Genomic DNA, 13,052 nt, shown 5'->3' on the forward strand with positions numbered 1-13,052 from the left:
GCCGGCGGCGTCGGCGGACCGGAGGCCGTGGGCCGGTCTCCTCGCCCGCCGGGTACCAGCGGCCCGGAATCCGTGGGCCGGTCTCCTCGCCCGCGGCGTCAGCGGGGGCGGCTCGCCCACCGGTCTCGTCGCCCGCGGGGTCAGCTGGCCGGGGAGCGTGCGCCGGTCTCGTCGCCGGCACCGCGTACGGCGCCCGCCAGCGCCCGCAGCTCCCGCAGCTCCCGCTTGAGGATCTTGCCGGTGACGTTGCGCGGCAGCGGATCGTCGCGCAGCACCACGTGCGCGGGCACCTTGAACGCGGCGAGCAGGCCGCCGACGTGCTCGCGCAGCTCACGGGGACCGGCCGTGGCACCCGGCCGCAGGCGGACCACGGCCGCCACCTCCTCGCCCAGTTCCGGGTGCGGCACGCCCAGCACGGCGCAGTCGGCGACATCGGGGTGGCCGTGCAGGGCGGCCTCGACCTCGACGCAGTACACGTTCTCGCCGCCGCGGACGATCATGTCCGTGAGCCGGTCCACGATGCTGATCAGCCCGTCGCGGCGCGTGGCCAGGTCCCCGGTCCTGAACCAGCCCTCGTGGAAGGCGGCGGCGCTCGCGACCGGGTCGCGCCAGTAGCCGCGGACGACCCCCTGCCCCCGGATCCACAGTTCCCCGACCTCGCCGTCGGGCAGGGCCTCGCCCGACGGGCCGGCGATGCGCGTCTCCACGGCCGGCGCCGGACGGCCGACGCTGCCGGGGTGGGCGCGGTAGCCGTCGCCGAACACGGCGAGCATCCCGCCGCTGGTCTCGGTGAGCCCGTACCCGTTGCGCGGTTCGATCCGCCGTCCGTACGCCGCCGTCAGCCGTCCCACGAGGTCCGGCGGGGGCGCGGCGCCGCCGGTGTTGAGATGGGTGAGCGTCTCCAGGCCCGCCCCCGCCTTCCGGGCGGCGTCGAGCAGTTGGAGAGCGGTGGTCGGCACGCCGGAGTAGTGGGTGACCCGGTGTTCGCCGACGAGGGCGAGGGCCCTGTCCGCGTCCCAGCGCCGCATCAGGACGAGGGTGCCGCCGACCCCCATCATCGCGTAGAGCGTGGTGAACGCGGCGACGTGGAAGAACGGGAACGTCATCAGGGTGACCGGGGACGGGCCCTGCCCCGGGACCGCGCCGCGCGCGAGGGCGGCGGCGGTCGCGTGGAACCTCGGATGGACGGTGGCCCCGGCCTGCGCGAGCTGGGTCGCGACGGCGCCCTTGGGGCGGCCCGTGGTGCCGGACGTGTAGATGATCGTGGCGTCCGCCTCGGGGGCGACGTCCACGGCGGGGGGCGCCGCGAGCGGGTCGGGCGCCGGGAAGTCCTCGTAGTGCTCGACCTCTTCGGGACGTTCGCCCTCCCCGGCCTGCGGCCGGTCCCCGTGGAAGACCACGCACCGCGCACCCGTGCGGCGCCGCCAGGCGTCCACCCGCGGCAGGCGCTCCCCGTTCACGAGCAGCAGCCGGGGAGTGCAGTCGTCCAGCGCGTACGCCAGTTCCGGCTCGGTCCACCAGGCGTTGAGGGGGACGGCGACGAGCCCCGCCAACTGCGTGGCCCAGAAGGCGATCTGCCACTCGGGGTGGTTGCGCATGGCGATGGCGACCCGGTCGCCGGGCACGAGCCCGTAATCCCCGGCGAACCGGCACGCGAGCGCGCTCGCCGCGGCGAAGAAGTCGCCGTAGGTCAGGACCCGACTCTCCGCGACGAGGAAAGGCCGATCGCCGTACGCCCACGTGGTCTCGGCGAACTCGCGCAGTGTCCGCGGCCCGCTCGCGTACTCCAGGGCGCCGCCCTCGCCGCGCACCACGGCGAACGGCGCTCCGGGCGCGGTGAGGCGGGCGACCACCGGGTCGGACGTCTCGGAGTGCGGCAACGCCGGCCCCTCTCTCGGCGCCGTCTGGGCACCGGTTCTCCCGGCGCCGTCCCGGCACCGGTCTCTCAGCCGGTTCGGCCCCGGCCCGAGGCGCCGGCTCGCGGGTCCGGCTCACCACGCGGGCGACGCTATGCGCACGCGGACGGCAGGGGCAAGACCAGCCCGTCCCTGCGGGCGGGCGCGGACACGCGCCCTGCGGGCAGGGCAGTCGCCCGTGCCACGGAGACGGGGCGCCTTCCGCACGCCGACCGCCTTTACCCCTCATCCGATCGTGCGCATGTGCGAATCCGCATTCCCCTGCCCCTCTCCCCGACGCCGCGCACATCGCATTCCCCGGCGCTTCACAGGACGGCCGCACCCCGCCGACCGAAAGAAATGCCCGGCGGCATATTCCCTCGTGAACGGCGTGATCCAGCCATCCACCCGCCCGGGCGGAGTGCGCCCGGGTGCCCCCCCGATTGACCCGTGGAGATGAATTCAGGCCATTCGTTCGCGCGCCTTTCAGCGCCTTCACTCAAAGTTAACGCTTCATGCAATTTACGCGTGTTAGCTTCCTGGAAAAGCAAGGAGGAGACACCCACTCCGGCGGAGGGAGCGCACCATGCACCGTGCGACGCCTCGCTCGGCGTGCGTCCTCCTGGCGTTCGTGCTCGCCGCCCTGCTGTTCCCGGCCCCCACGACGCCGGCCCTGTCCGCGCACGCCGCCACCGCGCCCGGACTTCCGGAGCGCCACCACCACCCCGAGCGGGTCGCTGAGGAAACGGTCCACTGCCGCGGCAAGGACCAGCCCACCGACCCGGTCGACTGGTCCCGGCGCGACCGCGCACGCGGCCCGGGCGACCTGACGCCGAGGACGGTCCACCACCTGGTGCGCGCGTCCGCGGCCTCTCCGGTGCCGCAGCCGCCGGGCCGTCTGCCGTCGGCGGACGAGCCGAGACCCCCGACCGGCCGTTCGCTGCCCGCACTCCAGGTGTTCCGCTGCTGAGCTGACCTGCGGCACGAGCCCGCGAAGCGACTCATCCGTCACCAGCCCCACGCCACGCGCCCGACGCGCCACCGCGTCCGCCCGGCGCCCGCACGGGGTCGCTCCGCCGTGCCCGCCTGCGGCCCTGACTCGTACACACCGACGCGCCCCCCACCGGCGCGCCAGGAGGAACAACTGCCATGCAACCGCTGATCGACCACGCCCGCTCATTCGGCCGCCGGTCCGCAGAACGCCCCGCGGAACTCGCCCGGCTCGCCGACGGCCAGACGCCCCAGGTCCTCTTCATCACCTGCTCGGACTCCCGGGTCGTGCCCGCCCTGATCACCGGCGCCCGGCCCGGCGAGCTCTTCGAGCTGCGCTCCGCCGGCAACATCGTCCCCCCGCACGGCTCCGGCCGGCCGACCGGCGAGGCGGCGACCGTCGAGTACGCCGTGGAGGTCCTCGGCGTCACCGACATCGTCGTCTGCGGCCACTCGCACTGCGGCGCCGTCGGCGCCCTGGTCCGCGGCGACGACCTCTCCGCCGTCCCCGCGGTGCGCGACTGGCTCGCCCAGGAGTCCGCATCCGTGCTGCCGCCGGGGTCCGCGGAGGACCCCGCCGTCACCTCGGCCGTGCAGACGCACGTCCTGACGCAGCTGCTGCGGCTGCGCACGTACCCGTCCGTCGAACAGCGCCTCGCCGCGGGCCGGTTGCGCCTGCACGGCTGGTTCTACGAGGTGCACACGGGCCGCGTCCTCGCGCACGACGCCCACACCGACGCCTTCCTCGCGCTGTGAGCGCCACCGTGGACCGCACGGGCCGGTTCCCCCACCTGCGGCAGGACTTCGCCGCCTCGCTCGTCGTCTTCCTCGTGGCCCTCCCCCTCTGTGTGGGGGTGGCCGTGGCATCCGGCGTCCCCGCGGAGCTCGGGCTGATCACCGGCATCGTCGGCGGACTCGTCACCGGCATGATGCGCGGCAGCAGCCTCCAGGTCTCGGGCCCCGCCGCCGGACTGACCGTGCTGGTCTTCGAGGCGGTCCAGCAGTTCGGGCTGCCCGCCCTCGGGGTGATCGTGCTCTCGGCCGGAGTGCTCCAGCTCGCCATGGGCGGCCTGAAGTGGGGGCGCTGGTTCCGGGCCATCTCCGTGTCGGTCGTCGAGGGCATGCTCGCCGGCATCGGCCTGGTGCTCATCGCCGGTCAGCTGTACGCGGCGGCGGGGCTGCCGGCCCCGGCGTCCGGCCTGGACAAGCTGACCGCGCTGCCCGGCACGCTCGCCGGGGCGACCGGCGACAGCCGTGCCCTCACCTCGCTGGCGCTCGGCGCGGCGACCGTCGCCGTGCTGGTGCTGTGGGGCCGCCTGCCCCGGCCGCTTCGCGCCGTCCCCGCGGCACTGGCGGCGGTCGTGCTCGCCACCCTCGTGTCCCTCGCGTTCGGCCTGCCGGTGGCGACCGTCGAGGTGGAGGGCCTGTTCGACGCCGTCCAGCCGCCCTCGCCCGACGCGTTCGCCGGGCTGCTGGGCTTCGGCCTGCTGGGAACCGTCGTCGCGTTCACCCTGATCGCCTCGGCGGAGAGCCTGTTCAGCGCGGCGGCCGTGGACCGGCTGCACGACGGTCCCCGGACCGACTACGACAGGGAACTCGTCGCCCAGGGCGCCGGCAACACCGTGTGCGGCCTGTTGGGCGCCCTGCCCATGACCGCGGTGATCGTGCGCAGCTCGGCCAACGTCCGGGCAGGCGCACGGACGAAGGCGTCCCGGGTGATGCACGGGGTGTGGCTGCTGCTGTTCGCGGCACTGCTGCCGTCCGCCCTGGCGCTGATCCCGCTGCCGGCCCTCGCCGGTGTCCTGATCCACGCGGGCTTCAAGCTCATCCCGCTGCGGTCGATCGCCGGTCTGTGGCGCGATCACCGGGGCGAGGCGCTGATCCTGGTGGTCACGGCCGCGTCCATCGTCGCGGTCAACATGTTCGAGGGCGTCCTGATCGGACTGGCCCTCTCGGTGGTCAAGGCCGCCTGGGAGGCCTCCCACATCCGGCTGGAGGTCATAGACAAGGGCGCCGGCCCCGTACAGGCCCACCTGTCGGGGAACGCCACCTTCCTGCGCCTGCCGAAGATACTCGACAGTCTGGAGGCCCTCCCCCAGGACCGCCCCGTCGAACTCGACCTCTCCGGCCTCCACCACCTCGACCACGCCTGCCGCACCGCCCTGGAGGCCTGGGCGGCCCGCCACAGCACCACGGGCACGGAACCGGTCCGCCTGACCGGCCCCTCCCCCATCGGCAATCCGATACCTTGCCCACCCAGAGCCGGTCAGCTCCCAGCTGAATCGAAGATCACCCGTCATCCCATGCCCTCCCGTGCCGGTCACGAGACCGTACCGCCAGTGGCGGGGCGTCATCACAGGCACCGGGACCGGACGGGAACCGTTGGCCAAGGACTCGGCGCCGGCCATACCGACCAGTGACGCGGCCACGGCGGGCCGTACCGGTACCGGCGGCGGCCCGGCCCTCCCGGGCTTCAGGCCGCTCCGCCTTCGTAGCTCAGGGGATAGAGCACCGCTCTCCTAAAGCGGGTGTCGCAGGTTCGAATCCTGCCGGGGGCACAAGCGCAAAGGCCCCGGACCGATCATGGTCCGGGGCCTTTGACATCCACGGCTGACAGGCGCGGGCGTCGTGAACCGCATGGCCGCGATCGGCATCACGGTCAGCCACGCCGTGGAGCAGCCGGAGCCCAGGCAGGCGACCGCCGAGGAGGCGTCGCTACTCGGCATCCAGAAGGCCGCACTGGTCACACACATCCGACGGACGTACTACAGCGACGACGGTAGGCCCGTCGAAACGGCGGACATCGTGGTGCCCGCGGCTCACTGCGAGATCGTCTATGAGATCCCCATCCGCCCTTGAGTCCTCGCCACTGGCGGTACGGTCTCGTGACCGGCACGGGAGGGCATGGGATGACGGGTGATCTTCGATTCAGCTGGGAGCTGACCGGCTCTGGGTGGGCAAGGTATCGGATTGCCGACGCCACGTCGGAGAGGGCGGACATCGTCAGCTATTGCACCGATGCTCTGTCCGACTTCTTGTGCGCGGTGGTGAGTCTCTACGGAGCAGCCGATGCCGCGCGCGTCTCCTTCGACCTCGAACCCGCCGAGGTGAGGTGGCGACTCCAACGCCAGGGGGCAAATGTGGAGATCACCATCTACCGATTCCGGGACATGTCCCAGAGCTGGAATGCCCCCGATAACGAGGGCACCCTCTGCTGGAGTTCCAGTCAGCCCCGTGCTGCCGTAGGCCATGTGGTGCTTGAGGCCGCCGAGACGGTGTTGCGGCTGCACGGGGAGGCCGGCTACCGGAAGAAGTGGGTACAGCACGACTTCCCCGGCGGAGTTCTGGACGATCTCCGACGGCTCCACCGGCGGGACGACGGGTGCCGCCACGAGACCTGCCAGGTCAACGTTCATTCCTGACATCCACGGCTGACATCAACGGGTCTGCACGCACGCATACGCCAGCGCCCCCGGACGGCCACCGGACCAGCCGACCACGGCACCAGGAGCGACCGTAGATCGAACTCCTAAAGCGGGTGTCGCAGGTTCGAATCCTGCCGGGGGCACAAGCGAAAAGGCCCCGGACCGATCATGGTCCGGGCCTTCGGCATCCACAGCAGACAACGGCGCGGACCGACGGCCGTCTGATGGGTTTGCGCGGTGGGAAACCGGCTGGAACGCAGGGGAGTTCGGAAGACCCGTGGTACGCGGAGCCGAGGGCACCGTACGGGTACCGCGCGCCTTCCGGGCCACGATGGAGTGCGGAGGGCCGCCGCCGGTACCGGTACGGCCCGCCGTGGCCGCGTCACTGGTCGGTATGGCCGGCGCCGAGTCCTTGGCCAACGGTTCCCGTCCGGTCCCGGTGCCTGTGATGACGCCCGATGCAGAGGGCCGCTCGGACGGTTCCTGACCTCTGGGTGGTTGCGACCGTGCCGCCTCCGTGCGGGAAGTCGGTGGTCAGAGACCCCTGTCCCGGTTCCAGCGACTCACGTGCATCCCGTAGAGGACGTTCCCGATGCCCGCGGTGAGCAGGAGCAGCCAGAAGTGGACCCACAGCGACTGACGGCGGCGTCTGGGGCCCGCCCCGCCGATGACCGACGAGGCGGATGCCACGGCGGAGCTGCTGTTGTTGATGATGATGGTCGGGGGCTGCCCGTACGGCTGGGCAGGCTGCTGACCCGGCGGTGTCGCCATGCTGTGTCGTCTCCTTGGTGAGCCGAGTGTGCGAGAGCGAGACGCACCATAGAGGCGCCTGGTGGGCCGCCGGGGTCGAATCGATTTCATGTCACCCGGACGGGAATGCCCAGCTGTCGCACTCGTGGCAGGGTGCCCTGCGGCGGGGTCGCAGGTTCGCACTCCGAGGGGGCCACAGAGGAGGGGAGCACCCTCCGACGTGACGCCGAGGTGTGCACTCCGGGATCCGAGTCCGGCGGGTTCGCTCCGGTCCGGGGCGCAGGCGCGCAGGCCCCGGACCGATCTTGGTCCGGGGCCTGCGGCAGCCGTGGCGGGTGGGTGCCCGCTGGGGTCAGAAGAGGGTCTTGAAGGTGGAGTCGGTGCGCAGGAGCAGCTGCACGGGGGTGCCGAAGGGGCGGTCCACGGAGCCCGTGGCCTGGTAGTACCGCGATCCGTTGGGGCCGATCGCGTACAGGTCGGGGCGGCCGTCCTTGTTCTCGTCGCCGACGGGGGTGAGGTGGCTGAACTGCTGCCAGCCGCCGCCGACCTCGCGGCGGGCGGTGAAGGTGCCGTCGCCCTTGCCCAGGTAGAGCCACAGGGTGCCGGAGGTGTCACGGGCGAGGAGATCGCCGCCGGAGGCGCCCGCGATGTCGCCCGGGGCGGTGATGAGGTTGTAGATGCCCCAGCCGCCGCCGACCCTCGCGCGGGTCTTGAAGGGGGTCTCGGTGTCTCCGGTGGAGGCGTAGAACCACAGGACGCCGGAGGTGTCGGTGGCGAGGAGGTCGCCACGCCCGTCGCCGTTGAGGTCGGAGCCGCCGGTGATCTTGTTGTAGATCTGCCAGCCGCCGCCGACCCTGGTCCGCGGGAGCAGCTTCTGCTGGTCACCCTGGTGGAGCCAGAGGACGCCGTCGCGGTCGCGGGCGACGATGTCGTCCGCGGCGGAGCCGCCGAGGTCGCCGGGTGCCGCCATGAGCGTGTACGTGTTCCAGCCGGTGCCGAGGACGGTCGGGGTCAGGGCCGCGGGATCCTGCTTGTGGCGCAGCTGCTTGCTGTCGTACGCCCAGAGCCCGCCGTCGCCGTCGCGGACGAGGACGTCCGGGGATCCGTTGGCGTCGTGGTCGCGCCCCACCGGGGGACGGTTCACGGTGAGGGTGCCGGTCCGCTCGATGCCCGGTCCGACGTTCCGCGTCTCCTCGGCCGTCATCTTCCAGGTGTACGTACCGCTGTAGTCGGCTGCGCCCCAGTAGCCGCCGTCGCCGCTCCAGTGGAAGCGGTATCCGGGCTGGGAACCGGTGTGGTAGGCGAGGGTCCGCTGCCGTCCGGTGGCCGTGTGGGTCAGCGTGAACGAGATCGCCACGGGGTGGTTGAAATCCCAGGCGATCTCGGCCCGGTCGTCCTCGCCGTCGAAGTCGACGGTCGTCGGCACCGAGGCGTGGGTCACGGCCAGGTCCGCGAGGCGTCCGCCGCTCGCCACGAGCTCCGCGGTGGGCGCGCCGTCCTCGCCGACGGAGACCCGGTAGATCCCGTCCTCGCGCGCGAGGTTGCCCCGCACGAGGAACGTGCCGTCGGCTCCGGCCCTCACCTCGTCCGCGCGGTCGAGGACGCGCAGACTCCGGCCGTCCGTCAGCGAGTGGAGGAGGAGCGGCCGTCCGGCGGGGCTGCTGGTGTTCAGCAGGGCCAGCCAGCCGTCCGAAAGGGCCGGCGCGGAGGACCCGTTGCCCTCGGCCACGATCCGCTCCTGGCCCGTCCTGCGGTCGAGGAGGTGGAAGTGCCCGCCGTCGTCCGCGGGTGTGTAGTCGTACCAGGCGAGGTGGGTCGGCGACCCGGCGACGGCCTCGAATCCCAGAACGCTGTTGTCGGCCTCGACGGTGGCGACCGCCGAGGCCGTGGTGACGTCCACCAGGGAGAGGAGCACGCCGTTGGTCACCACCGTGAACGTGCCCGCTCCGACGTTGTGGACGCTCGACGAGCCCGAGGGCAGGCCGGTGACCTGGCGGCTGACGACCTCGTCCCCCTCCTTGCTCACCAGGTGGAACCCGCTCGCCTGCGACGTCACCAGGGTCGAGCCCGTGACGCCGTGGACCGTGCCGGGGGTGGTGATGACGACCGGTTCGGCGTCCGTGCCCATGTCGCGCAGGGTGTGCGTGCCGTTCTCGCCGACGAGCACGATCGTGTCGGTGCCGGCCGCTCCGACGTAGTGCGAGCCGGGCAGCGCGGTGACGGTGCCGTCGTACCCGGTCCAGAAGTACGGTGCCTCGCCGGTACCCGCCTTCGCGAGAAAGCCGGTCCGACCGGCGCTGACGAGCGTGCCGCCCGCCGGGAACGGCGTGACGTCCTGCGCGACCGCCGGCGCCACGGCGGGGGCGGGCGCGGCGGAGGCTGCCGGGGCGGCGACGGTTCCGGCGGCCGTCGCGGCCAGAGCGACGGCGACGGCGGCGGTCAGCCGGAGCCGGGGGGTGCGGACGCGTGCGCGCGGCATGGGAGTGGGGCCTCCTCGGTGAAGGACGGACGAGTGCGCCGGAGAACGGCACACCCACAAGACCGGAGAAACGACCGAACGGTTGTACGCCCGATGCGAGGAATATTCTGGAACGAGGTTTTTGTGACGCGTGTTTGACGACGCCCGGCCGCACGCGGTGCGCGGCGCGGCGGGCACCGGTCTCTTCGACTCGCGGCCTGCACCCAGGGTTGTACGGACCTGTGCCTGCCGTTCTCCTTCACGGTCGCCCGGTCCCGGTGCGGCCCGCCGCCGATCGGTGAACCGGCCGGTGGAGGAGCGCAGTTCGCGCGGGTACGGCAGCGGGGCCGGCGCGGCGAAGGGTCGCTGGGGCGGTCCGGGCCGGGTCAGCCGTGGGCGCCGCGGAGGCGGGTGGTGAACCAGGCGGTGGCGCCGAGGGCGATCAGGGCCGGGGCGATGCCGGTGTGGAGGAAGGTTGTCATAGAGCCCGGGTACGGACGGCCGTTCCGGGTCGGGAGGGCAGGGGCGCTGGGCCGCGGTCTCAGGGACCGCACTCGGCGCGCATCTGGGCGGCCGCGTGATGGGCGCCCTTGCGGCCGCGGCCCCAGTCCTGGCCGCGGTCGACGAGCTGGACGGTCAGCCGCTGGTCGTGGACGGGGACGCGTTCGATGACCACGCCCTCGCCCCGCAGCCGTGTCTGGTCGATCCCGAAGGTGCGCACGGCGCTGTCCGGGTCCCCCGGGTCGGACAGGACGCGGTAGGTGGACGGTTGGCCCGCCACGTCCTCGGCGCGGTCGCTCTCGGGCACCACGACGGCGACGGTGCAGGTGCGGTAGCCGCTGCCCACGTACCAGGTCCAGGTCGCGCGGCCCCCGCTGTCCTCGTCGCGGGCGCCCGACATGGGGATCGCGGTGAAGCGGCCGTCGCAGCCGTCGCCGCGGTGGCCGCCGGAGCGCACGGTGTACCAGCCGTCCTCGCCGTCGCTGTAGCGGCCCTCCTCGTCGTAGTGGCCGCCTCCGTCGCAGCCGGGGCCCGCCCATGCCTCGTACGTGGGGCCCGGGCGGCGTGTCGGCGGCGCGGCGGGAGCCGGGGCGGAGRCGGACGGGGGTTTCGGCCGCGGGCTCGGCAGGGGCGGGGAGGGCGCGGTGGACGGGACGGCGGAGGGCGCGATCCGCTGCGGGGCGCCACCGAGTTCGTCGAGGCCGGGGTCGATGCCCGCCTGCGGCGCACCGCCGGCCGCCGGCCCGTCGTCGAGCGGGCCGCAGGCGCCGAGGGTGACGCCGAGCGCGAGCGCCGTCAGCGCCGTCGCGGCGCGCGGGAGGGGGCGCGGACCCGCGCCGTCCCGGGCAGGGCGAGGCCCCGCGCCGTGGCCGTTCTGTTCGTACGCCATGATGCACCGCACCTCGTTGACCGACTGATCGGTTTGCCGAAAGCGGCTCCACTATGCACGAGCGTGCCGGGGCGCATAAGTGTTAACGCGGGTAAGAATCCGGGGCCCGCCCCGGGGGCGGGAACCGCGTCAGCGGAGCTCGTCGGGGCACGGTGTCCCGCGCGGGAACTGGTAGGGCGCGGCGAGCCGGTAGACGCCGGCACGGGGGGCGAGCAGTTCCGTCCACTCGTCGCCCTCGTCGTCCTCCTCCGCCTTCAGCAGGCAGCCGTTGGGGTTGTCGTAGGACTTGGGCCCGTCCTCCCGCAGCTTCGACTCCTCGGTCTCCTGCGGGCCCTGAAGGCTCTCGCCGTCCTCGTCGACCAGGCTCAGCCACGGGGAGTACGGGACGCGGATCAGCACCCGGCCCGCGGCCCGGACCTGGATCGTCATCTCGCCCGCGCCGGCGTGGCGGACGGTCGCGGGCGGGTCGGCGAGGGGGGCCGGGTCCTTCACGGCGAACAGCTGCCAGTTGGCGTCGCCCCACACCCGGGTCAGGTACGGCAGGCCCTCGGCGACGAGTTCGGCCTCGCGCACCGCGCCGCTGGAGTCCGGCCGGCCGTTGGGCAGCACGACGTGGTGCACGGCCCAGCGGTCCAGCCAGGCGCGGTAGGTGGCGGCGTCGAGGAGCTTCTCGTCGTCGTAGAAGAGGGGGTTGCGCTCCATGTCGGCCTGCCGGTTCCAGCCGCGGGCGAGGTTGACGTAGGGGGCCAGGGCCGACGCCTCGCGGTGGCTGCTCTCGGGGACGACCTCCACGCGTCCGCGTTCGGCGCCCACGCTCTGGAGCTGGTTCACCAGGGGGGCGAGCTCCCGGTTCCAGGATGCCGCGGGGGCCGTGCGGACGATGTCGTCGACGCCCTTGAAGCCGATCCAGAAGTTCAGGCCCGCGAAGGCGATCACCAGGGCGTACCACTTGCGCGAGCGCGGTGCGGTGTACGGGAGGGCCGCGAGGAGCACCACCCCGGCGAACAGCATCGGGAGCCGCGAGACGTTGGAGCCGATCTGCGAGTCGATCAGCCAGGTCAGCAGGGTGCCGAGTGCGTACACCCCGGCCGCGATGCGGACCGTGCGCCACTCGGCCGGGACGAGGACCAGCACGAGGACGCCGAAGACGAACGGCAGCGAGGTGGAGGCCAGCGACATCGGCTGCGTACCGGAGAACGGGAACAGCCAGGCCGACAGGCCGACGACGGCGACCGGCGCGAGACCCAGCGCGTACGCCCCCGGCCGTCGGCCGGTCAGGAACAGGGCGGCGGCCACGACACCGAGGAAGAGCCCGGCGACCGGGCTGGCCGCCGTCGCGAGACCGGCGAGCGGCGCGGCGGCGGCCGCCTTCGCCCAGCGGTTGTGCCGCCAGCGGTGCGGCCAGCAGAAGACGGCGCCCACCGCGGCGAGCGCGAACATCATCCCGAGGCCGAAGGTGACCCGCCCGGAGAGCGCGTTGCACAGGAACGCGAACACCCCGGCGAGAGCGCAGGCGACCGGATTGCGCACGGCCTTCAGCCGGGTCAGGATCAGCGCGGTCAGAGCGGCCGACACCGTGCCCGCCACGATCATCGTCGTCCGGACCCCGAGGACGGACATCAGGTACGGGGACACCACGCTGTACGAGACGGGATGCATCCCGCCGTACCAGGCGAGGTTGTACGCGGAGTCGGGGTGGCGGCCGACGAACTCCGCCCAGGCGTCCTGCGCGGCGATGTCGCCGCCGCTGTTCGCGAAGAAGAAGAACCACGCCAGGTGGACGGCCGCGGCGGCGGCGGTCGCCAGTGTGACGGGGTGCAGGAGGAGGTCGACGGCACGGGAGCCGTCCGCGGGGCCGGAGCTCCCGGAGGGGCTGCCGGGAGCGGATCGCGGTATTCGCGGACCGCGCGGCGCGCCGCCGTCCTGTGCGGTGCCGCCGGCGCCGGTGCTGCTGCTGTCCGCGTGTGTCGGCTCGGCGGTGGTCACTGCGGCTCTCCCCGTCCTGTCCCTGTCCGGCCGTCCCCCGGGCACGCCGTGTCCGTACGTCACTTCTCTTACCGCTCGTGGTGCTGGTGCTGCTCGTGCGGGGTGCCGTCGTCGCGGCCCGCCGTGATGCGTGGCGCGGTGACGCCGCCGTTCACGGC

Annotated in this window: 8 protein-coding genes, 2 tRNA genes and 2 pseudogenes; 7 read left to right on the forward strand and 5 right to left on the reverse strand. The window is 73.2% G+C overall.

What is annotated here, in order from left to right; all coding sequences use genetic code 11:
* Positions 1–140: 140 nt before the first annotated feature.
* Positions 141–1,880 carry a class I adenylate-forming enzyme family protein gene (locus EAO77_RS05035; RefSeq protein ID WP_187283117.1) on the reverse strand — a complete coding sequence of 580 codons (1,740 nt, stop codon included), beginning with the start codon at positions 1,878–1,880 and terminating at the stop codon, positions 141–143.
* Between the two features lie 601 nt (positions 1,881–2,481).
* Here EAO77_RS05035 and EAO77_RS05040 point away from each other — a divergent pair.
* The 7 genes and pseudogenes from EAO77_RS05040 (at position 2,482) to EAO77_RS05070 (ending at position 6,453) form a co-directional block, all read left to right on the forward strand.
* On the forward strand, positions 2,482–2,865 hold the full coding sequence (locus EAO77_RS05040) for a hypothetical protein (RefSeq protein ID WP_147986898.1): 384 nt from the start codon (positions 2,482–2,484) through the stop codon (positions 2,863–2,865).
* A 179-nt stretch (positions 2,866–3,044) separates the two neighbouring features.
* On the forward strand, positions 3,045–3,641 hold the full coding sequence (locus tag EAO77_RS05045; RefSeq protein WP_147986899.1) for a carbonic anhydrase: 597 nt from the start codon (positions 3,045–3,047) through the stop codon (positions 3,639–3,641).
* An 8-nt stretch (positions 3,642–3,649) separates the two neighbouring features.
* Positions 3,650–5,116 (forward strand): annotated as a pseudogene (locus tag EAO77_RS05050) (SulP family inorganic anion transporter); the annotation flags it as partial.
* A 254-nt stretch (positions 5,117–5,370) separates the two neighbouring features.
* A tRNA-Arg gene (locus EAO77_RS05055) sits at positions 5,371–5,443 on the forward strand.
* Positions 5,444–5,501: 58 nt separating this feature from the next.
* Positions 5,502–5,744 (forward strand): annotated as a pseudogene (locus EAO77_RS05060) (UTRA domain-containing protein); the annotation flags it as partial.
* A gap of 50 nt (positions 5,745–5,794) precedes the next feature.
* Complete coding sequence (locus tag EAO77_RS05065) at positions 5,795–6,307, forward strand: hypothetical protein (protein ID WP_136242212.1); 513 nt, start codon at positions 5,795–5,797, stop codon at positions 6,305–6,307.
* 46 nt (positions 6,308–6,353) lie between these two features.
* A tRNA-OTHER gene (locus EAO77_RS05070) sits at positions 6,354–6,453 on the forward strand.
* A gap of 391 nt (positions 6,454–6,844) precedes the next feature.
* On the opposite strand, the gene EAO77_RS05080 is transcribed toward EAO77_RS05070, so the two are convergent.
* The 4 genes from EAO77_RS05080 to EAO77_RS05095 form a co-directional block, all read right to left on the reverse strand.
* Positions 6,845–7,081, reverse strand: coding sequence for a hypothetical protein (locus EAO77_RS05080; protein WP_147986900.1), 237 nt, complete (start codon positions 7,079–7,081; stop codon positions 6,845–6,847).
* A gap of 331 nt (positions 7,082–7,412) precedes the next feature.
* A complete protein-coding gene (locus tag EAO77_RS05085; RefSeq protein ID WP_147986901.1) occupies positions 7,413–9,539 on the reverse strand; it encodes a hypothetical protein in 2,127 nt (708 codons plus the stop codon).
* A gap of 520 nt (positions 9,540–10,059) precedes the next feature.
* Positions 10,060–10,908 carry an adhesin gene (locus tag EAO77_RS05090; protein WP_187283118.1) on the reverse strand — a complete coding sequence of 283 codons (849 nt, stop codon included), beginning with the start codon at positions 10,906–10,908 and terminating at the stop codon, positions 10,060–10,062.
* Between the two features lie 129 nt (positions 10,909–11,037).
* The gene (locus EAO77_RS05095; protein WP_147986902.1) at positions 11,038–12,894 is read right to left on the reverse strand and encodes an MFS transporter; all 1,857 of its coding nucleotides are present in this window, start codon (positions 12,892–12,894) and stop codon (positions 11,038–11,040) included.
* Positions 12,895–13,052 lie beyond the last annotated feature (158 nt).

The sequence above is a fragment of the Streptomyces sp. T39 genome (genome assembly GCF_008042045.1).
Classification (GTDB): domain Bacteria; phylum Actinomycetota; class Actinomycetes; order Streptomycetales; family Streptomycetaceae; genus Streptomyces.

Bases quoted from the DNA above. Each gene is read 5' to 3' on its own strand.
- EAO77_RS05040 (WP_147986898.1), top strand. From the start codon at position 2,482: ATGCACCGTGCGACGCCTCGCTCGGCGTGCGTCCTCCTGGCGTTCGTG.
- EAO77_RS05045 (WP_147986899.1), top strand. From the start codon at position 3,045: ATGCAACCGCTGATCGACCACGCCCGCTCATTCGGCCGCCGGTCCGCA.
- EAO77_RS05065 (WP_136242212.1), top strand. From the start codon at position 5,795: ATGACGGGTGATCTTCGATTCAGCTGGGAGCTGACCGGCTCTGGGTGG.
- EAO77_RS05080 (WP_147986900.1), bottom strand. From the start codon at position 7,081: ATGGCGACACCGCCGGGTCAGCAGCCTGCCCAGCCGTACGGGCAGCCC.
- EAO77_RS05085 (WP_147986901.1), bottom strand. From the start codon at position 9,539: ATGCCGCGCGCACGCGTCCGCACCCCCCGGCTCCGGCTGACCGCCGCC.